The 18,944-nt window shown below is 54.8% G+C and carries 18 protein-coding genes; 13 read left to right on the top strand and 5 right to left on the bottom strand.

Going from position 1 to position 18,944, the window contains the following annotated elements:
• Positions 1-97: 97 nt before the first annotated feature.
• From FAP39_RS05695 to glmM, 10 genes are all read left to right on the top strand, one after another.
• On the top strand, positions 98-1,027 hold the full coding sequence (locus FAP39_RS05695; protein ID WP_138015424.1) for a glycine--tRNA ligase subunit alpha: 930 nt from the start codon (positions 98-100) through the stop codon (positions 1,025-1,027).
• The gene (locus tag FAP39_RS05690; protein ID WP_246058955.1) at positions 1,024-1,695 is read left to right on the top strand and encodes an FkbM family methyltransferase; all 672 of its coding nucleotides are present in this window, start codon (positions 1,024-1,026) and stop codon (positions 1,693-1,695) included. Before FAP39_RS05695 ends, FAP39_RS05690 begins: the two co-directional genes overlap by 4 nt.
• 24 nt (positions 1,696-1,719) lie before the next feature.
• Positions 1,720-2,244, top strand: a complete 525-nt coding sequence (locus tag FAP39_RS05685; RefSeq protein WP_138015422.1) for a DUF6446 family protein — start codon at positions 1,720-1,722, stop codon at positions 2,242-2,244.
• 4 nt (positions 2,245-2,248) lie between these two features.
• Positions 2,249-3,460: a sodium/glutamate symporter gene (gene gltS / locus FAP39_RS05680; protein WP_138015421.1), complete on the top strand. Its 1,212-nt coding sequence runs from the start codon at positions 2,249-2,251 to the stop codon at positions 3,458-3,460.
• A gap of 9 nt (positions 3,461-3,469) precedes the next feature.
• Entirely contained in the window at positions 3,470-5,695 is a 2,226-nt protein-coding gene (glyS, locus tag FAP39_RS05675; RefSeq protein ID WP_138015420.1) for a glycine--tRNA ligase subunit beta, read from the top strand.
• A gap of 120 nt (positions 5,696-5,815) precedes the next feature.
• Positions 5,816-8,332, top strand: a complete 2,517-nt coding sequence (locus tag FAP39_RS05670; RefSeq protein WP_138015419.1) for a putative PEP-binding protein — start codon at positions 5,816-5,818, stop codon at positions 8,330-8,332.
• 150 nt (positions 8,333-8,482) lie between these two features.
• Complete coding sequence (locus tag FAP39_RS05665; protein ID WP_171006783.1) at positions 8,483-9,118, top strand: cell wall hydrolase; 636 nt, start codon at positions 8,483-8,485, stop codon at positions 9,116-9,118.
• Between the two features lie 193 nt (positions 9,119-9,311).
• The gene (locus tag FAP39_RS05660; RefSeq protein WP_138015418.1) at positions 9,312-10,235 is read left to right on the top strand and encodes a dihydroneopterin aldolase; all 924 of its coding nucleotides are present in this window, start codon (positions 9,312-9,314) and stop codon (positions 10,233-10,235) included.
• Positions 10,236-10,299: 64 nt separating this feature from the next.
• Complete coding sequence (folP, locus tag FAP39_RS05655) at positions 10,300-11,319, top strand: dihydropteroate synthase (RefSeq protein WP_138015417.1); 1,020 nt, start codon at positions 10,300-10,302, stop codon at positions 11,317-11,319.
• Positions 11,309-12,652: a phosphoglucosamine mutase gene (gene glmM, locus FAP39_RS05650; RefSeq protein ID WP_138015416.1), complete on the top strand. Its 1,344-nt coding sequence runs from the start codon at positions 11,309-11,311 to the stop codon at positions 12,650-12,652. The genes folP and glmM overlap by 11 nt, the downstream gene beginning before the upstream one ends.
• 52 nt (positions 12,653-12,704) lie before the next feature.
• Here the strand turns inward: glmM and FAP39_RS05645 are convergent, their stop codons facing one another.
• From FAP39_RS05645 to ilvC, 3 genes are all read right to left on the bottom strand, one after another.
• Positions 12,705-13,616, bottom strand: coding sequence for a DMT family transporter (locus FAP39_RS05645; RefSeq protein ID WP_138015415.1), 912 nt, complete (start codon positions 13,614-13,616; stop codon positions 12,705-12,707).
• Between the two features lie 7 nt (positions 13,617-13,623).
• Entirely contained in the window at positions 13,624-13,968 is a 345-nt protein-coding gene (locus FAP39_RS05640; protein WP_138015414.1) for a hypothetical protein, read from the bottom strand.
• Positions 13,969-14,052: 84 nt separating this feature from the next.
• Positions 14,053-15,075 carry a ketol-acid reductoisomerase gene (gene ilvC / locus FAP39_RS05635; protein WP_138015413.1) on the bottom strand — a complete coding sequence of 341 codons (1,023 nt, stop codon included), beginning with the start codon at positions 15,073-15,075 and terminating at the stop codon, positions 14,053-14,055.
• 133 nt (positions 15,076-15,208) lie between these two features.
• On the opposite strand from ilvC, the gene FAP39_RS05630 reads away from it, so the two are divergent.
• The 3 genes from FAP39_RS05630 to FAP39_RS05620 all read left to right on the top strand — a co-directional run bounded on the left by FAP39_RS05630 (position 15,209) and on the right by FAP39_RS05620 (position 17,314).
• Entirely contained in the window at positions 15,209-15,664 is a 456-nt protein-coding gene (locus tag FAP39_RS05630) for an Lrp/AsnC family transcriptional regulator (RefSeq protein ID WP_138015412.1), read from the top strand.
• On the top strand, positions 15,661-16,116 hold the full coding sequence (locus FAP39_RS05625) for an Lrp/AsnC family transcriptional regulator (protein ID WP_138015411.1): 456 nt from the start codon (positions 15,661-15,663) through the stop codon (positions 16,114-16,116). Before FAP39_RS05630 ends, FAP39_RS05625 begins: the two co-directional genes overlap by 4 nt.
• A 79-nt stretch (positions 16,117-16,195) precedes the next feature.
• Positions 16,196-17,314 carry an aminotransferase class V-fold PLP-dependent enzyme gene (locus FAP39_RS05620; protein WP_138015410.1) on the top strand — a complete coding sequence of 373 codons (1,119 nt, stop codon included), beginning with the start codon at positions 16,196-16,198 and terminating at the stop codon, positions 17,312-17,314.
• Positions 17,315-17,403: 89 nt separating this feature from the next.
• On the opposite strand, the gene FAP39_RS05615 is transcribed toward FAP39_RS05620, so the two are convergent.
• Positions 17,404-18,606, bottom strand: a complete 1,203-nt coding sequence (locus tag FAP39_RS05615) for a UbiH/UbiF family hydroxylase (protein WP_138015409.1) — start codon at positions 18,604-18,606, stop codon at positions 17,404-17,406.
• 58 nt (positions 18,607-18,664) lie between these two features.
• On the bottom strand, positions 18,665-18,868 hold the full coding sequence (locus FAP39_RS05610) for a hypothetical protein (RefSeq protein WP_138015408.1): 204 nt from the start codon (positions 18,866-18,868) through the stop codon (positions 18,665-18,667).
• Between the last annotated feature and the right edge of the window lie 76 nt (positions 18,869-18,944).

Raw genomic sequence — 18,944 nt, 5'->3', positions numbered from 1 at the left:
TCCGTCGGCACATGCACCCTTATTTTGCGCTTTGGTGCAATTGACCCCGTGCTGTGTTGCGCATAGGTAAAAAACGCGTTTTCCAAGGGGCAGGACCATGGCAAGTACCGACAGCAAACCACGCAGTTTTCAAGAAATCATCTTGCGACTCCAGAATTACTGGGCCGAGAAGGGCTGTGCAGTGCTTCAGCCGTATGACATGGAAGTCGGTGCAGGCACGTTCCATCCGGCGACCACTTTGCGAAGCCTTGGCACAAACTCGTGGGCCGCGGCCTATGTTCAGCCATCGCGCCGCCCGACTGATGGTCGCTATGGCGAGAACCCCAACCGGTTGCAGCATTATTATCAATATCAGGTGCTGATCAAACCCAGCCCGCCAAACTTGCAGGAATTGTATCTGGGATCGCTCGAGGCCATTGGCATCGATATGGATCTGCATGACATCCGTTTCGTCGAAGACGATTGGGAATCGCCAACTTTGGGCGCATGGGGCTTGGGCTGGGAGGTCTGGTGCGACGGCATGGAAGTCAGCCAGTTTACCTATTTCCAACAGGTCGGCGGCCATGATTGCCATCCAGTTTCGGGCGAGCTGACCTATGGCTTGGAGCGTCTGGCGATGTATGTGCTGGGCGTCGATCACGTGATGGACATGCCCTACAATGATCCACAGACACCTATTGCATTGACGTATGGGGATGTTTTCAAACAGACCGAGCAAGAATATTCGCGCTGGAACTTTGACGTTGCCAACACCGATGTGTTGCTCAAACAATTCGAAGAGGCCGAGGCCGAATGCGGCAAGATACTGGCCCAAGATCACATCGACCCAAAGACGGGCAAGCGCATCATCATGGTGCATCCGGCCTATGATCAATGCATCAAGGCGTCTCATCTGTTCAACCTGTTGGATGCGCGCGGGGTGATTTCTGTCACGGAACGTCAGGCGTATATCGGGCGCGTACGGGCGCTGGCCAAGCAATGCGCGGATGCGTTTGTGCTGACGTCGGCGGGTGGATATGCAGCATGAGTAAGTTGACCGCAGAAGAACAGCTCGAGAAATTCAAGCGTCGCCATGACCGCAATATGCGCGTGAGCGAAGCTTACGGCATGCTGACCGGCATTACCGCCATGCTGCGCCCCGGTGACTTTGTGATCGATTGCGGGGCAAATGTGGGTGTTGTGACGGAGCCGTTGGCTGCGACAGGTGCCACAGTGCATTGTTTTGAGCCTGATCCATATGCGTTTGGTAAGCTCACCAAGAAATTTGCCGATACGCCAAATGTCACGCTGCATAATGCGGCAGTGGGCGTGAAAAAAGGCACGGTTCAACTCATGAGAGCCGACAATTTTGACGATAATCCGAATTTCGGGTCTGTCAAAAGTACGGTGGTTTCCGGTGGCCGTTCGATCAATGAAGACACGACCATTGATGTCGAGCAGATCAACTTTATTTCCTATTTGCAGGACATGATCGACCAACACGGTGAAATCGCGTTTCTCAAGATGGATATCGAAGGCGCCGAGCTAGAGATTTTGGAAGAAATGGAAACCGAAAATCTGTTTGATCCGATCCGTTGTACCGTTGTGGAAACCCACGAGCGTAAGTTCAAAGCGCTGCGTCCGCGCTTCAAGGCGCTCAAAGCTCGGATCGCCAAAGCTTATCCGATGCGCAAGGTAAATTTGAATTGGATTTGATCCAACGCTCTAAGGAGAAGTCTCATGGTTGGTAAAATCCTTGCGGGGGTCATTGTCTTGTCTGCTCTTATTGCCGGTGTGGCGATTTATTATCTTCAGGTGTACGCGTTTTATGAACCCGTCAAAGTCAGTGGCACCAATGACGTTGAAATGACGTTGATGGTGACAGGCGCACCTGATCCAATTTTGTACAATGATTTTGAGGCGATCGACGCCTCATCGTCGCCTATCCGCTATCGTGCGTGTTTTACGACGACGATGTCTCAGCCCATGCTGACCGAAACCTACGAAGCCTATGATCGCGCCGAGCCGCTGAATGCACCGGGCTGGTTCGATTGTTTTGACTCCAAAGAAATTGGTGCAGCGCTTGAAAACGGGTCTGCCTTGGCTTTCTTGGGCACCAAAAATATCGAATACGGGATTGATCGTGTGGTGGCCGTGATGGAAGATGGTCGCGGCTTTGTCTGGCATCAAATCAACAAATGCGGTGAACAGGTATTTGATGGAAAACCTGTACCAGATTTCTGCCCGCCGCTGCCTCAGGAGTAACCCTGTGCCGACTCAGGTTCTTATACCCGACTTTTTGACAGCGACGCTTGGGTTTGCAGTGTTTTTGTTGGGGGCACGCCTGACGCGCAGGATCGCAATTTTGCGCGAGTTCAATATCCCCGAACCGGTGACCGGCGGTTTGTTGGCAGCGGCCTTTTTTGGGCTGTACGGCATGGTGATGAACGTTCAGCTCGAATTCTCGATGGCGTCACGTGATATGTTTCTTGTGTTGTTTTTCGCGTCGATTGGATTGAATGCGCGCTTGTCTGATCTTGTTGCAGGGGGAAAACCTCTTGTCATTCTGCTGGTTCTGACATTGATCACCATTGTCTGCCAGAACGTGATTGGCGTCGCTGCCGCGATGGCCTTTGATTTTCCGATGCAAACCGGTGTTCTGTTTGGATCTGCGGCCCTCATCGGAGGGCACGGTACCGCCATCGCTTGGGCGCCGGATGTGGCAGAGGTCTCTGGCTTGACGGGTGCACCTGAACTCGGCATCGCCGTGGCGACGATTGGTTTGATTGTAGCGGCGCTGATCGGGGGGCCTGTGGCCAAGTTTCTGATCGAACGGGACGGCTTGAGTCCCAGCCGCCCTGACGAAGCCCATTCGGTTGGCCTGCCTTTTGAAAAAGAAGGGCACCAAAGCCCCATCACGCACATCAGCCTGATGAAGGTGATGTTGGCGCTAAATTTCTCGGTGATTTTTGGATATATCCTGCACGATGTGATTTCGGACGCGGGTCTCAAGCTGCCTCTGTTTGTGCCATGTTTGTTGGTGGGGATCGTTTTGGGGAATCTTCAGCCTTTGCTGTTTCCCAAGGCGTCACAAATCTCACGCACTCCGTCGTTGGCCGTGATCTCGGATTTCACTTTGGGGGCGTTCTTGGCCATTTCTTTGATGACACTTGATTTCACGACATTGAGCGGGCTTGGCTTGCCAATCGTGGCCACACTGGCGGCGCAAACTCTTTTTGCGGTGCTGTTTGTCGTGTATGTGCTGTTTCCCATGTTGGGGCGCGGGTATCGTGCTGCGGTTCTGGCTGCTGGTTTCGGGGGATTTGCACTTGGCGCGACGCCGACGGCCATCGCAAACATGACGGCTGTCACCAAAAGATACGGCCCGTCGCCCATCGCTTTTGTCGTTTTGCCCTTGGTTTCGGCCTTTTTTGTCGATATCGCCAACGCGATTGTTATCCAGGCAATCGTGAACTTCTAAGGACCTCTCATGCCAGATCTTTTGATTGAACTGTTTTCCGAAGAAATCCCTGCTCGTATGCAAGTGCGCGCGGCAGAGGATCTGAAAAAACGCATGACGGATGGTCTGGTCGAGGCCGGTCTGACGTATGCACATGCGCATGCCTTTTCGACCCCGCGTCGTTTGACGTTAGCGCTTGAGGGGCTGCTGGGTGAAAGCCCGACAATTCGCGAAGAACGCAAGGGCCCCAAGGTAGGGGCACCGGACAAAGCCATCGACGGATTTTTGCGCGGGGCAGGGCTGACGCGGGATCAACTGGAAGAGCGCGAGACGCCCAAGGGGGCAGTCTATTTTGCATCAATCGAAAAACCGGGGCGCCCGGCGGCCGCCATCATTGCCGAAGTTCTAGAAGACACCATTCGGAATTTCCCTTGGCCCAAGGCGATGCGCTGGGGCACTGGCAGCTTGCGTTGGGTGCGCCCATTGCATTCAATTCTGTGCATCCTGTCTGATGAAGCTGGCACCGAGATTGTGCCATTTTCGGTTGATGGCATCAAAGCGGGCGACACGACCGAAGGTCACCGTTTTATGGGCGGTGGTCGGTTCGCCGTCACTGGGTTTGAAGATTATCAAATCAAGCTCAAGCGCGATCATGTGATTCTGGAAAGTGACGAGCGCGCAGAACATATTTGGAATGACGCAACCAATGTGGCGTTTGCACAGGGCTTAGAGGTTGTTCAAGACAAAGGTCTATTGTCCGAGGTTGCGGGTTTGGTCGAATGGCCCGTCGTTTTGATGGGCGACATTGCCGAAGATTTCCTTGGACTGCCGCCCGAGGTGCTTCAGACCTCGATGAAAGAACATCAAAAATTCTTTTCGGTGCGCAATCCCAAAACGGATCGTATCGAAAAATTCATCACGGTCGCCAACCGTGAAACATCGGATCATGGAGCCACTATTCTGGCAGGCAACCAAAAAGTTTTGTTCGCTCGTTTGTCGGATGCCAAGTTCTTTTGGGAAAATGATATTCGCGTCGCAGAAGCTGGAGCGCAGGATTGGGTCGACAGCCTGAACAACGTGACATTCCATAACAAGCTTGGAAGCCAAGGCGACCGTATTGGCCGGATTGCGGCGTTGTCGCGAGAGTTGGCAGGGGTCGTGGAGGCCGACGCCGATGTGACCGAGGCCGCCGCACGCTTTGCCAAGGCGGATCTGTCGTCCGAAATGGTCTATGAATTCCCCGAACTGCAGGGCCTGATGGGGCGTTATTATGCAGGGGCCGCTGGATTGCCGGTCGAGGTCGCCAATGCGGCACAGGAGCATTACTCGCCGTTGGGCCCATCCGATGATGTCCCCTCTGCGCCGGTGTCTGTCGCAGTGGCATTGGCGGACAAGCTGGACACATTGACGGGTTTTTGGGCCATCGATGAAAAACCTACGGGATCGAAAGACCCCTTTGCCCTGCGCCGCGCTGCCTTGGGTGTGATCCGTTTGGTGCTGGAGAATGATCTGCGTCTAGGGCTGGATACCTATTTTGACTGGCAATTGTTGCGCCACGAAGCCCATCAGGGTGAAGATGCGCTTTTGGCTCAGGCATTACTTGCAGATGTCAGCGCGCAGATTGCGCAGCATGGTGTTCTCGGTTCTGTGGTGCGAACCGTGCAGGATGCCGTCGACGGTGATTTGCCCAAATACATTTCGGATTTGCGCGACAGTTTGCCGGACACGTCAAAGGATTTGCTTGGGTTCTTCCATGATCGTTTGAAGGTTTATTTGCGCGAGCAAGGTGTACGCCATGATGTGATCGACGCGTGTATTGCGATGCCGGGCAATGATGACCTGACGTTGTTGGTGAAACGTGCACGGGCGTTGGGCGGTTTTCTGGGCACAGAGGACGGTGTCAATTTGTTGCAAGGCTTTAAACGGGCCAACAACATCCTGACCCAAGCCGAAGAAAAAGATGGCGTCGAATACAGCTTTGGCGCGGATGTGAAATTTGCAGAAGATGACGCGGAAAAGGCGCTGTTTGCTGCGTTGGATGCACAAGAGGGTGCAATTTCTTCGGCCATCGAAGCCGAAGATTTTGCGGCCGCCATGGGCGGCATGGCCGCACTGCGTGCGCCCATCGACGCGTTCTTTGAGGCTGTGCAGGTCAACAGCGACAACGAGGTTGTGCGCCGCAATCGTTTGAACCTGTTGTCGCGCATCCGCGTGGCGTGTCTGGGCGTGGCCGATCTGACCCGGGTGGAAGGCTAACCTGTCTCTGATCCGGGGCATGTGACCTCGGGTCGGAAAACCTTTTCCTTGCCTCGCAAGGCTTTGGGTTTATGCTGCACCTCAAAGAAGGGTGCCGCAGTGCAGCAAAATGATCCGAATATGACATTCATAACCGCGACGGCCCCCGTCGCGACCAACAGTCATGGCGGGCGTGCAAAGTGCTTGCAACGCCTTGTGCGGCTGGAGTTGCCGGTTCCCAAAACTGTTGCGTTATCTTTTGCAGAAGTGCATCGCATTGCTGGCGGAGAGATGCCGGATATGGATGCGCTGCTGGCTCCTTTTGAATCGGATGCGATTGTGTGCGTACGCCCGTCCTCCGAAGATCCTGACTGGGGTGGCCCCGGAGCGATCCTGAATATTGGTATGAATGATGCACGCCACGCATCGTTGTCTGACCAGATTGGCGCGCGCGCCGCAAATGGGCTTTATGCGCGATTTATTCAATCTTATTCGGTCAACGTGGCGCGGCTTGATCCTGATACATTTGATGACATGGATTATCAGGCTGCAGACATTTGCCGTCAGCTTCTGGATGCTTATGAAGATGAGGCAGAAGAGCCGTTTCCACAAAGCCGTGCAGATCAGTTGGCTGGCGTTTTGCGGTCGATGGCGCGCGCTTGGGAAGGGACGTCGGCCCGCCTGTTACGTCAGGCAAAAGGCGCGCCTGCCGATGCGGGACTCGGACTTGTGGTGCAGGAAATGGTGCTGGGTTTGGGGCATGGGGAATGCGGATCCGGTGTCTTGCAGCTTGTGAATTCAACAACGGGTTTGCCCCAAATTACAGGACGGTACCTAAGCCAGTCGCAGGGTCGAGAAGCTTTGGAAACGGGGGCAGCGCTGTTTCTAGAGCGTGACTCGCGCGGGCCGTCGCTTCAAGAAACGGTGCCGGAAGCGTTTGAAGAGCTAAAGGCGCATGCGGCGTTGATGCGGATTCGCTTGCGCGCCGAAATGCAAATCGAGTTCACGATTGAAAGTGGCAACGTCCATATTCTGGATGGGGTGCGCGTGCAGCGGTCATCACGGGCAGCTGTGCGCATTGCGGTGCGCTTGGCCAAAGATGGCATTATCCCAAAACAAGAAGCCCTGATCCGTGTCGAGCCGCGCGCCCTGAGCGAACTTTTGCATCGTCAGGTCGACCCCGAGGCGCAACGGGATGTGATCGCAACAGGAATTGCCGCGAGCCCAGGGGCCGCGACTGGCAAGATTGTCTTTTCTGCGGCCGAAGCACAAGCGAGCGCGGCGCGCGGTGAGGCCTGCGTTCTGGTGCGTCGGGAAACAAACCCCGAAGATATTCGCGGGATGCATGATGCAAGTGCTCTGCTGACAGAGCGCGGTGGAATTACAAGCCATGCGGCCGTGATCGGCCGTGGGCTGGGAGTGCCCTGTGTCGTGGGTGCATCGTCGCTCCGGTTTCAGCTGCGCAAGCGTGCCTTGATCGCACCCGACGGGCGGGTGTTCCGCGAGGGGGAAACCATTACCATTGATGGCACCGAGGGCCAGATACTGGCTGGGGAACCTGCCATGCTCGAGGCAACTCTGGATGACTCGTTTCAAACCCTGATGGCTTGGGCTGACGAAGAACGCGACATTGATGTGCGGGCCAATGCGGATACCCCTGCGGATGCGCAAACGGCCCGAAACTTTAATGCCAATGGCATCGGTCTGTGTCGCACCGAGCATATGTTTTTTGAGGCCGATCGCCTGACGGTAATGCGCGAAATGATTTTTGCGGATGCCAGCGATGACCGCCGCAGCGCAATTGAACAATTGCTCCCCATGCAACGGGATGATTTTACCAAGCTGTTTCGAATTATGCAGGGGCAACCTGTGTGTATTCGTTTGTTTGATCCGCCGTTGCATGAATTTTTGCCCACAGACCGTGCGGGGTTGCGCGATCTGGCCGAGGCTCTGAATCTTCCATTATCCGTTGTCACAAGACGCGCTGATGCATTGGGGGAATACAATCCGATGCTTGGCATGCGTGGCGTTCGACTGGGGATCACTGTGCCCGAAATCTATGACATGCAGGCACGTGCGATCTTTGAGGCGACGATCGCAGCCAGCCGCGACGGGGACCCGATCGTTCCCGAAATCATGATCCCGCTTGTGAGTGCCAAGCGCGAGGTCGAATTGGTGAAGACCCGCATTGATGCTGTGGCGGCGGCAGTCCGCACAGAACAGGGTACGGATTTTGACTATCGGTTGGGAGTCATGGTTGAAACACCGCGCGCAGCGCTGCGTGCGGAAGATATCGCGCCGCATTGCCACTTTTTCAGCTTTGGTACGAACGATTTGACCCAGATGACCTATGGGCTTTCTCGTGACGATGCCGGACGCTTTATGTCCACATATGTCCGCCAAGGCGTCTTTCCCGAAGACCCGTTTCACACGCTTGATGCCGATGGGGTTGGTGAGTTGCTTAAGTTAGGCGCGCAACGCGGGCGTGCGGCACAGCCGGATTTGACGTTGTCAGTGTGCGGAGAGCATGGCGGAAGCCCCGAATCAATCGCATTTTGTCGAAAAATCGGCATCGATTATGTTTCTTGTTCGCCCTTCCGGGTTCCAGTCGCACGGCTTGCCGCTGCTCAGCTCGCGATTTTGGACAAAATAGGGTAATTTTCAACAATATACTCACATCATCTTGACATTTTTGAATTCAAGGGTGTCGAAAATTCCCTTGGGTGGACTAAATCACAAAAGTGATGTAGGACGCCACGGATGTCGGACAGGGGAGGGTCCGCCAAAACAACGAGTGTGAGGCTAGAAATGCGTAAGACTCTTATTGCGGCAGTGACCTTGATGGTCGTCGGAAGCTTGGCGATTGCCGATGCGCCTGATGAGCGTGTTGTAAAGACGACAAAGGCGCGTCACGGACAGACTCTGTTTTCTGGCACCAAGCTCAAATCCTTGTTGACCAAGCAACGCATCGAGACGCCTGCTCAAGTAGAGTACAGTCGCGCATGGATCGATGCGCAGCCCAAGGCAATCAAAGGCGATGCCGAGTGGCAATGCCTGTCAGAGGCTTTGTACTTTGAAGCTCGCGGCGAAAGCGTCAAAGGTCAATTTGCAGTCGCCGAAGTTATCATGAACCGCGTTGATCACGATTATTATCCAAGTAGCCTGTGTGGTGTGATTAAGCAGGGGACTGGTCGTAAGTATCAGTGCCAGTTTACCTTTACCTGTGATGGGGTTTCCGAGAAAATCAATGAGCCCGCAGCCTATGATCGCGTGGGGAAAGTCGCACGCTTGATCATTGATGGGGCCCCTCGTGAATTGACATCGGGTGCCACGCATTATCACACCAAGGCCGTTAATCCGAGCTGGGCGCGCAAGTTCAAACGCACAGCAACGATCGGTGTGCATCATTTTTACCGCCAACCCACACGTGTTTCCCAAAATTAGCGTGTCCTAACGTCCGTTGCGATTGTCCCGCCGAGGTGTGAGGGCAATTGCGATATGATGGACCCGACGACACAAATTTCGCCACACTCAATTGGTTGAATTGACGTGTTTCGCCTCTGGTTTGCCGCGTGATGCCCTGATAGAGCGTGGCCCAAAGCGTAAAATGCCATGGCATGACACAGGAGTGGCCAACATGTCCAAAGAAGTCCGTCTGGCATTTGCCCACCCCGAAGAGCGTGCGGGCGCGACATCTGGTGCGCAGATGCGGGATCGCATTTCGTTGCGTGATCACATTGTTGACGTTGAAATCGGGGCCTTTCAGGCCGAACGAGGCAACACGCAGCGCATTAGTTTTAACGTTGTCGTCGAGGTACAGCCGATTGCCGAGCCTGTGGCGGATGATGTGGACCGAATTCTGTCCTATGACAAAGTGACCGAGGCCATTGCACATGAACTTGCAGCAGAGCGCCTGAACCTTCTGGAAACCCTTGCTGAACGCGTGGCAGATCGAATCTTGTTAGAACCACAGGCTGTGCGTACGTTTGTTCGGATCGAAAAACTTGATCGCGGCCCCGGTGCGCTTGGTGTCGAGGTCGTGCGTGCACGTGCGGACACACCGCTTGAGATACTGCAAGAAGAAGAGAAACCGCATCCACGTATCGTGTTCTTGTCGAACGAAGCGCTGGAGTCGCCAAATCTCGACGGATGGATTGCGCAGCTTGGTCAACAGGAGGCGCCGCTCATTTTCTGTGTCGGACCACATGATTTGGCCGCTCCACAAACAGGCCACAAGATGACCCAGCGCCGTATTGATCTTTTGGCAATAGAGCAAAATGCATGGATGCTGGCGGCCAGAGATTCCCGCTGTGTGGTTGTCGAAACCCGTACCGAGTTGGATTGGGCCATGAAAAATGGCCAGATCTGTGTCTGGGCCCCTTCCAAGATCGTATTGGACGCGGTTGACGGACCTGACATCGATCCTCGGGATGCGGTGACACTTGCGCTGTGGTTCGCCCAAACGGTGGTTGCGTCTGACATCATCTTGATCGGAGCAGATACAATGCCGCGAAGTGACATTCCTCTACGGGGTGTTCAACTGGCGGATGTGTCTCTCTGAGTTCTTGCCAACTACCTCGTTTTAGGCATTAGTTTAACAACGATTTCACGATCAATGGATTGAAATGAAAACTTACTATCGCGCGATTGCGCAATCGGATGCGGCGCAGCCGGAAGACGCCTATGTGCTCGCCGGTGGGTGGACTTGGTTTTCCCATGTGGAATGCCTGCGTCGGGATGGAACGCGCAGTGTTGTGCCGGCCAGTACAGTACCCGATCACATCCTTGAGGCTTTGACCAAACGGCGTGCGCCGCTTGGGTATTTGCCGATGACCAAACCGCAAATTATGGGGATATTGAACGTCACCCCTGACAGTTTTTCAGACGGTGGGCATTTTGATGCGCCTGAACAGGCGCTGGCGCATGCACGTATGATGGCCTCTCAAGGGGCAACCTTGATTGATGTTGGAGGCGAATCCACCCGTCCGGGCGCGGCAGAAGTGGCCGTGTCAGACGAAATTTCTCGGACAATCCCTGCCATTCGTGCCATTTCGGATGCTCTTGATGTCCCGATCAGCATTGATACGCGCAAAGCGCCCGTTGCGCGAGCTGCGCTTGCAGCAGGGGCTATGCTGGTCAATGACGTCGCCGGTTTTACGTTTGATCCTGAATTAGCGCCACTTTGTGCAGAACTGCGTGCTCCTGTGTGTGTGATGCACGCTCAGGGTGACCCGCAGACCATGCAGCAAAACCCGCAATATGATGATGTGTTGCTGGATGTGTATGATTTTCTCGAATCGCAGATTGCGATGCTGGTTGGCATCGGCATTCCACAAGATCAGATTTGCGTGGACCCAGGGATTGGGTTTGGGAAAACTCTGGCGCATAATCTGGCATTGCTGTCACGCATCAGCCTGTTCCATACCTTGGGGTGCCCGGTTTTATTGGGAGCGTCCCGCAAAGGGTTTATCAAAACCATCGGAAATGCACCAAACCCCGAACGACGTGTTGGCGGATCAGTCGCAGTCGCGTTAGAAGGGGTCGCACAGGGTGTCCAAATATTACGAGTCCACGATGTGGACGACACACGACAAGCCCTGCAATTATGGCAGGCAGTAACGATAGGAGAGTTTAATGGGGCGTAAGTTTTTTGGTACGGATGGCGTGCGTGGCACGGCCAATATCCACCCCATGACTGCCGAGATGGCGCTGCGTATTGGGGCAGCTGTCGGTCGGTATTTTCGAAATGACGGGAAAAACAACCACCGGGTGGTGATTGGAAAAGACACCCGCAGATCAGGGTATATGTTTGAAAACGCACTAACGGCGGGGCTGACATCGACTGGGATGAATGTGTTGCTGTTGGGGCCTGTCCCAACCCCCGCAGTGGGGCTACTGACAAATTCTATGCGGGCGGATCTTGGCGTGATGATTTCCGCCAGCCATAACCCCGCGGTGGACAACGGGATCAAGTTTTTTGGTCCTGATGGGTTTAAGCTGTCTGATCAGGCAGAATTGGAACTTGAAGAACTGATTATCAAGGGGGTCGAGCCCGCACAGGCGATGAACATCGGTCGCGCCAAACGTATCGACTCGGGCCGTTTCCGGTATATCGAGAGAATTAAGTCGTCGCTGCCGTCGTCGGTGCCATTGCGCGGCATGAAGGTTGTGATCGATTGCGCCAATGGCGCGGCACATAAAACCGCACCAGAGGCTCTTTGGGAGCTGGGTGCAGAGGTGATCCCGATTGGTGTGTCGCCCAATGGGTCGAATATCAACTCGGGGTGCGGATCAACGCATACGCAAGCGGCCGCTGATGCGGTGGTCGCGCATGGCGCAGATGTGGGTATTTCTTTGGATGGGGATGCCGATCGCGTCATGATCATTGATGAAACGGGTCACGTTGCGGATGGCGACCAAATTATGGGGTTGTTGGCGCATCGGTGGGCGTTGCAGGATCGTTTGCGTGGTGGCGCATTGGTGGCAACCGTGATGTCAAATCTGGGTTTGGAGCGCTTTTTGGCCAGCAAAGGTTTGAATCTCGAGCGCACCTCTGTGGGAGACCGCTATGTCGTCGAAGCCATGCGCAAGGGCGGCTTCAATCTGGGCGGTGAGCAATCGGGCCATATCGTGATGACGGATTATGCCACCACCGGCGACGGCCTGTTGGCGGGTTTGCAATTCCTTGAGGCGATGGCCGAAACGGGGAAACCGGCGTCTGATTTGACCAAGAGCTTTGAAACGGTACCGCAGTTGTTGAAAAACGTGCGCTATGAACTGGGTCAAACGCCTCTGGAAACGGCTGGCGTCAAATCCGCGATCGCGTCCGCAGAAGCGGCTCTGGTTGGCAAAGGGCGCTTGCTTATTCGCAAGTCCGGCACAGAACCCTTGGTTCGGGTCATGGCGGAATGTGAAGACGCAGCGCTTCTTGAGCGTACAGTTGACTCGGTTGTTGATGCCGTGGCCAGCGCGCTCTGAACCAAAACTTCAAGAGGAATGTCGATCCCACGGGTCGGCATTCCCAAAGAGATCAGGTCAAAAACAGTCTTTTGATTGCGCCGAACTGGCTTAGGCCAACACCTGCCAATATCAGGACAAGCGCGAACAACAGGCTTGCTGGTAATGGCTCTCCCAAAATGACATACCCCAGCAGGACTGACCAAATCGGCACTTGGTAATTTGTCAGGCTCATAAATGTCGGACCTGCGCTTCTGATTACAAATATACGTAACAAGTTTGCCGCAGCCGTGGGAAGCAATCCCAATACGGCTAGAATGGCCAAGGTTTTGCCAGACGGCAATGGCGGCGGTCCCTCGATGATCCACGCGGATGGTATGACAATTGCGGCACCCACGATCAGCAAAACTGTCGCGAGACCAATCGGATCAATCGCGGGCAGACGCCGCACCAATACAGAGCTCAGAGCGTAACAACTTGCTGCCGTGATACAGGCGAAACGACCTGCCGTTTCCAAGGATGCACCTGTGCTTTGAAAAGCCTGTCCGCCGATCAGAACTACCACCCCCGCAAACCCCATGCCAAAGCCCAGGGCCTTGCGCAGCGTCAGCTGTTCACCGGGCACCATAAAATGCGCCAAAGGCAACACCAAAAGAGCCACGGCGGCCATGCTGACCCCTGCAAATCCGGATGTCACATATTGCTGCCCCCAACTCAGAAGCATAAACGGTACAGCCGAAGACAACGCTCCGATCGTTGCAAGCGTTCCCCACGCCTGTTTGTCCTGTTCAAGGAAAAGACGCCAACCGTATGCGGCCCATACGACAATCATGAGCAGGGAGGCGAAACCTATCCGCCCTGCGGCAAGCCAAAAGGGTGTGATACCTTCAAGCGCGACCTCGATGACCATGAACGTCGACCCCCACACAAGGCCAAGTGCTGCAACCATCAGCCAGCTTTTGCGGGTGATTTCGGGCGAGGTCATATTTGGATCATGAGAAAAGGGTTCGGGCAAATGACGCAAATAGCGCGGCAATGGCCAGTGTGACGATCACGCCAGCAACCCGCCAGCCCACCGGTGTCGGGACGCCAGGCTTGGCAATCAGAACTGCGCGCACCAGCGCCAGTTCAAAACATGCCAACAACACCGCCAACACTCCGGGAACAGCCGAGGGAAGGGGCAGCACCACCAGCAAGGCCAGCAAGGGCTGGTGAAACAACGCAGTGCCCCAGTTTCCGACCCAAAAGGTTTCCCCAAGCGGCAATTGACCTTTTAACAAGGCGCTGAACCAAGCCGGTCTGAACATCCCGGTTTTATCCTGTTCAATCTTATCCATCGTGACCCCTCACATATTTTCTGCAACATGGAACGAAAAAGGGCGCCCCGCAAGGCGCCCTTTTTGAACTCAAATCCGTGTGGATCAGTTCTTTTCTTTGTCGACCATTTTGCCAGCCGAAATCCACGGCATCATGCCGCGCAGTTTGGCGCCAGTTTCTTCGATGCCGTGCTCGTCGTTTGCACGACGTGAAGCTTTCAAAGTTGGCTGGCCAACAGCGTTTTCAAGCATAAAGTCGCGCACGAATTTGCCTTGCTGGATGTCTTCCAGAACGGCTTTCATGCGGGCTTTGGTTTCTTCGTATGGCAGGATGCGTGGGCCGGTGACGTACTGGCCGTATTCTGCTGTGTTCGAGATCGAATAGTCCATGTTGGCAATGCCGCCTTCATAGATCAGGTCAACGATCAGTTTTACTTCGTGCAGGCATTCGAAATAGGCCATTTCTGGTGCGTAACCAGCTTCGACCAAAGTTTCAAAACCACAGCGGATCAGTTCAACCAGACCGCCGCACAGAACAGCTTGTTCGCCGAACAGGTCGGTTTCGCACTCTTCGCGGAAGTTGGTTTCGATGATGCCGGAGCGACCGCCGCCGATTGCGGAACAGTAGGACAGACCGATTTCCAGCGCTTTGCCGGTTGCGTCGTGGTCAACGGCCACAAGGCACGGCACGCCGCCGCCTTTGGTGTATTCGCCGCGTACAGTGTGACCAGGGCCTTTTGGCGCCATCATGATCACGTCAACGCCTTCTTTGGGCTCGATCAGGCCAAAGTGTACGTTCAGGCCGTGAGCAAACGCGATGGCGGCACCCGGCTTGATGTTGTCGTGCACGTATTTTTTGTATGTTTCTGCCTGAAGTTCGTCGGGCATGGTGAACATGATGACGTCACACCAAGCGGCCGCTTCGGCGATACCCATAACCTGAAGGCCTTCGCCTTCGGCTTTCTTGGCAGAGGCAGAGCCTTCGCGCAGTGCCACAACAAGGTTTTTCGCGCCAGAGTCGCGCAGGTTGAGCGCGTGTGCGTGGCCTTGCGAGCCATAGCCCAAGATGGCGACTTTTTTGTCTTTGATCAGGTTAATGTCGCAATCGCGATCGTAGTAAACGCGCATGTGGGCGCTCCCTCTAATAAGTGTCTGAGCAGGAATATACGCGTCGACCCAAAAGATACGAGTCTGAATTGTTGTAATTATTGCTGATGATTGAATATAATCATTCTCGAAAATTGGAAATTTGGATAAAACTATGCTTGATGATCTGGATAGGCGCATACTGCGTCATCTACAGGCCGATCCCGCGCATTCTCTTCCCGAGCTTGCGGATCTGCTTAAGACGACGTCGTCCAGATTGTCGCGTCGACTTGACAAGCTTCATGCCAGCGGCATTCTCAAGGGGCAGCAGGCAATTATTGATTGGCGCGCGCTGGGTTATGCCGTGGAGGTGAGTCTGCGCGTGACGTTGGACAAAACACAGACCCGCGCCTTTGATGAATTTATTGCAGCAGCCCGCGACATACCCGAAGTCATCGAAATCCAGACCTTTCTTGGGCGGGTCGATGTGCGGCTGTCAGTGATCGCACGGGACATGCCGCATTATCAGACCATCTATCGCGCGCAAATTTTGACATTGCCCCATATCGCCGACATCGAGGCGCTGATGCATGTCGCGAGAATTAAGTCCGACGAAAGCTTGCCGCTATGACCGACCTTGATGACATCGACCGTAAACTTCTTAAGGCACTGGCCAATGACGCCACGCAAACAGCAGGGGCGTTGGGGCGACGGTTTGGGTTAAGCCAACCAGCCACGTGGCGGCGTATCAAGCGCCTTCAGGATAATGGGATTATCGTGGGCCGCAAACTTGATCTGGATGCGGAAAAACTCGGCTTTGGGGTGACTGTCTTTTTGGGGGTCAAGCTGGCGGCAAAGGGGCGTGTGTCACTGGATGATTTTGAACGCGCGGTGTCTGCGATCCCCGAGGTTCAGACCGTCGAGCATGTTCTAGGGATGTATGATTATCGTTTGCGTGTAACGGCGCGGGATATTTCGGATTTTGAACGTGTTTTGCGGCGACGCATCATGACCTTGCCGGGGGCAGGAGATGTCGAGGCCAACGTCTTATTGTCCGAAGAGCGCCGGCCGGGGCCACTTTGAAACGGCATTCAAACTAGGCTTTGCGTTCCTTTCTGATCCGCGCTAGCCGTATTGAGATGATGTAATAGGAGAGCCGCAAATGGCGAGTGCAGTAGATCCAGAGGGCCTTGATGAGTTTTCGGTGGTATTTACCGATCGGTCGTTGAACCACATGTCGCAAACCTTTCAACAGGTCATGCGCGACATTTCAGCGATGCTGAAACAGGTCTATCATGCAGACGCAGTTGCGTTGGTTCCCGGTGGTGGCACCTATGGTATGGAAGCCGTCGCCCGGCAATTTGGACGTGATGCCAAAACGCTTGTGGTGCGCAACGGCTGGTTTTCCTATCGTTGGTCGCAGATTTTTGAAGCGGGCGCATTTGTGGCTGAATCGACCGTGCTTAAGGCGCGGCAATCTGGAAATGGCGTGACCGCCCCGTTTGCGCCAGCCCCGATTGAAGAGGTGGTTGCGCGTATTCATGCTGAAAAACCTGATATCGTGTTTGCGCCGCATGTAGAGACATCGGCTGGGGTGATCTTGCCCGATGATTACGTTACGCAAATGGCCCGTGCCGCGCATGATGTAGGGGCGTTGATGGTGCTGGATTGCATTGCGTCCGGCTGTGTCTGGGTCGACATGCAAGCGACAGGTGTGGATGTCTTGATCTCGGCGCCGCAAAAAGGGTGGTCCGCCTCGCCATCTGCCGGATTGGTCATGATGTCCGAGCGTGCGTTGGCGCGCATGCAGGACACAACCTCGGACAGCTTTGCGCTGGATCTGAAAAAGTGGCACGACATCATGATGGCCTATGAAAACGGCGGGCATGCATATCATGCCACGATGCCAACAGATGCCTTGCGCGCTTTCCGTGATACGATGCTTGAGACCAAAGAGTATGGCTTTGAACGCCTGCGCGAAGCTCAGTGGGCGTTGGGAAGTGGCGTGCGCGGTATGTTGGCGGAAAAGGGCATCAAATCTGTGGCCGAAGACGGGTTCGGCGCACCGGGTGTGGTTGTCAGTTACACCACAGACCCAAATGTTCAGAACGGCAGTAAATTTGCGGCAGAAGGCATGCAGATTGCAGCCGGTGTGCCATTGGCTTGCGATGAACCCGACGGGTTTATGACCTTCCGGTTGGGCCTTTTCGGGCTGGACAAGCTCTATGCGGTTGAAGCAACTCTGGCGCGTTTGCAAGCGACGCTGGACAAAGTGCTGTGAGCGCCAGCTGAACCATCAATGACATACGCGGCGTCCAAGGTTACCTTTTGGACGCCGTTTATTTATTTATTTGGCGAAACAGCAGATGTTTAGCGGACGCCAAGCCCCATTTGCATAAGGGTTTTGCGCACTGGCGCGAGAGAATACAGCGCATTCAATCCGGCTGCGCGGGCGTCTCGTAACACGGGGGCCTCGAACATGGATGCGCGATTCAACAGGTCAATGCCGCGAACGCGCAGCTTGACCTCTGTCTGGCGTTTGCGATGATACGTCGCCAACATATTCGCATCCCCAAGGTCGGTTGGATTGGCCTTGGCCAAGTTCAGCAGAACCCGCATGTCACCCAAGCTCATGTTTAGACCCTGAGCACCTATGGGCGGGACAACATGGGCCGCTTCGGCGACAAGGGCGAGGCGCTCGGAAAACAGGCGTTCGGCGGATTGGCTGATGATGGGCCAGATCGTCCGGCGCGAGGCAAGGGTCAACGGGCCATACAAAGAACAGCTGCGCGCGGTCATTTCTTTTTCAAAGGCAGCGACGTCCATTTCAAAAAGCTGTTTTGCCCGCGGGCCGCGCTCCATCCAGACCAATGCAGACGATGGCTTGCCCTGATAGTCCGGCAGCGGCACCAACGTGAAAGGCCCGCCTGAACGGTGAATTTCAGTCGACACATTGTCGTGTGGAATGGGGTGCGTGACGGCAAATGCCAGTGCTTTTTGGCCATATCGGGTTGTGTGAACCGGAATATTGGCGGCCTGACGCATTGCGGAATTGCGGCCATCTGCTGCAATGACCAAACGCACGTTTGATCGTGTTCCGTCGCTCAAGCCTACGCGCGCTTGGTCGGTACGGGTGAACAGAGATGTGGTCGCGGTGCCCAAACGCAGGTCGACATTATCCATCTCAGACAATCGTGCCAGCATTTCACGCCGCAACAACCAGTTTGGCAAGTTCCAGCCAAAAGGCTGATCAGAAATATCGGCCGCTTTGAAGTCTTTGACAATGCGTGGCTCGGGGATGTCGCCACCTGCGTCGACGATGCGCATGATTTGCAACGGCGCAGCGTGGGGAGCCAGCCGGTCCCAAAGCCCAGCTTCTTCGAGCAAGCCTTTGGCGGGTTGCAGAAATGCGGTTGTCCGCAGGTCCGACCCTTCGGCGTCTCGCTCTGTGATGGGGGGGGTTGGGTCAACACATTGAACCGTGAAACCCGCGCTTCCAAAGGCAGCTGCAGCAGTCAAGCCTGCGATGCCGCCTCCGGAAATTAGTATGTCATAATCTGAAAGGGTGGTCATGTCTGCCTCCTGACGGCACCCTATCCCTGTGTGGCGGATGATCCAAGAGGCACAATTGTCATCCTTTCGCGCCGATGATCAAAAACAGATATACGACCGGTACAAGCGCCAAGGCCGGCAAATACAAGCCAGGTACGCCAAAGACATAAATGGCCCCACCCCAAGCGGCCATAAACACGGCCAAGAAAGCGAAAACCATCTTGAGACCTGCTGGGCTGATGTGTTCTTCGGCGTGATCGTTCGAGGTTTCTGTGGGACTCATCTGAGGGCTCCTTTGTCCAGTTAAGGAGCAAATATACATTCCAAATACAGAATTAAACGTCTGGATTGTCGCAGTT

Origin of the sequence: Shimia litoralis (genome assembly GCF_005518135.1) — a bacterium.
Lineage (GTDB): Bacteria > Pseudomonadota > Alphaproteobacteria > Rhodobacterales > Rhodobacteraceae > Shimia_E > Shimia_E litoralis.
Note: the sequence above shows the minus strand (reverse complement) of the source record. Positions and strands in the feature narration are given on the sequence as shown.

Coding starts and splice junctions, on each gene's coding strand:
- folP (WP_138015417.1), top strand. CDS start 10,300: ATGAAAACTTACTATCGCGCGATTGCGCAATCGGATGCGGCGCAGCCG.
- FAP39_RS05690 (WP_246058955.1), top strand. CDS start 1,024: ATGAGTAAGTTGACCGCAGAAGAACAGCTCGAGAAATTCAAGCGTCGC.
- FAP39_RS05665 (WP_171006783.1), top strand. CDS start 8,483: ATGCGTAAGACTCTTATTGCGGCAGTGACCTTGATGGTCGTCGGAAGC.
- FAP39_RS05610 (WP_138015408.1), bottom strand. CDS start 18,868: ATGAGTCCCACAGAAACCTCGAACGATCACGCCGAAGAACACATCAGC.
- ilvC (WP_138015413.1), bottom strand. CDS start 15,075: ATGCGCGTTTACTACGATCGCGATTGCGACATTAACCTGATCAAAGAC.
- FAP39_RS05645 (WP_138015415.1), bottom strand. CDS start 13,616: ATGACCTCGCCCGAAATCACCCGCAAAAGCTGGCTGATGGTTGCAGCA.
- FAP39_RS05685 (WP_138015422.1), top strand. CDS start 1,720: ATGGTTGGTAAAATCCTTGCGGGGGTCATTGTCTTGTCTGCTCTTATT.
- FAP39_RS05615 (WP_138015409.1), bottom strand. CDS start 18,606: ATGACCACCCTTTCAGATTATGACATACTAATTTCCGGAGGCGGCATC.
- FAP39_RS05625 (WP_138015411.1), top strand. CDS start 15,661: ATGACCGACCTTGATGACATCGACCGTAAACTTCTTAAGGCACTGGCC.
- FAP39_RS05670 (WP_138015419.1), top strand. CDS start 5,816: ATGACATTCATAACCGCGACGGCCCCCGTCGCGACCAACAGTCATGGC.
- FAP39_RS05630 (WP_138015412.1), top strand. CDS start 15,209: ATGCTTGATGATCTGGATAGGCGCATACTGCGTCATCTACAGGCCGAT.
- FAP39_RS05695 (WP_138015424.1), top strand. CDS start 98: ATGGCAAGTACCGACAGCAAACCACGCAGTTTTCAAGAAATCATCTTG.
- glmM (WP_138015416.1), top strand. CDS start 11,309: ATGGGGCGTAAGTTTTTTGGTACGGATGGCGTGCGTGGCACGGCCAAT.
- FAP39_RS05640 (WP_138015414.1), bottom strand. CDS start 13,968: ATGGATAAGATTGAACAGGATAAAACCGGGATGTTCAGACCGGCTTGG.
- FAP39_RS05660 (WP_138015418.1), top strand. CDS start 9,312: ATGTCCAAAGAAGTCCGTCTGGCATTTGCCCACCCCGAAGAGCGTGCG.
- glyS (WP_138015420.1), top strand. CDS start 3,470: ATGCCAGATCTTTTGATTGAACTGTTTTCCGAAGAAATCCCTGCTCGT.
- FAP39_RS05620 (WP_138015410.1), top strand. CDS start 16,196: ATGGCGAGTGCAGTAGATCCAGAGGGCCTTGATGAGTTTTCGGTGGTA.